The organism is Leptotrichia sp. OH3620_COT-345 (assembly GCF_003932895.1).
GTDB lineage: Bacteria > Fusobacteriota > Fusobacteriia > Fusobacteriales > Leptotrichiaceae > Pseudoleptotrichia.
In genome coordinates this window covers 1-328 of record NZ_RQYW01000164.1, presented here as the reverse complement: position 1 = coordinate 328, position 328 = coordinate 1, and the positions used below count along the sequence as shown (strand labels likewise).

1 protein-coding gene is annotated in these 328 nt (G+C 35.4%); it reads right to left on the bottom strand.

Annotated elements, in window-relative coordinates:
* Window positions 1-200: hypothetical protein (locus EII29_RS11705; protein WP_148096447.1), on the bottom strand; the 200-nt coding region annotated here is incomplete at its 3' end.
* Window positions 201-328 lie beyond the last annotated feature (128 nt).

The window sequence follows — 328 nt, the reverse complement described above, 5'->3', positions numbered from 1 at the left end:
CCTTCTTTTGATGTTACTTTCGTTATTTCATTCCCTTTTATTTCTCCACCTATATTTATTACACCTTTATTTCCTTCTAAAAGGACTTCTTTTCCTTCCAGTTTCCCTATATTGTTTCCTATACTTGCATTTATACCTTTTCCTGTTACTTCAATATATGTCGTTCCCTGTCCCGGTACTCCTATTTGTGATGTATTCAAAAGTGAGCCCGCCTTTATTGTCGTGCTTTAAGTTCCTATTATACTTGACGGATTTAATACCATTCCCACTTTTCTGTTATCTGTAAGTGTGCCGTCTTCTCTTCTGTGGGTTCCTTTTAAATATTCTT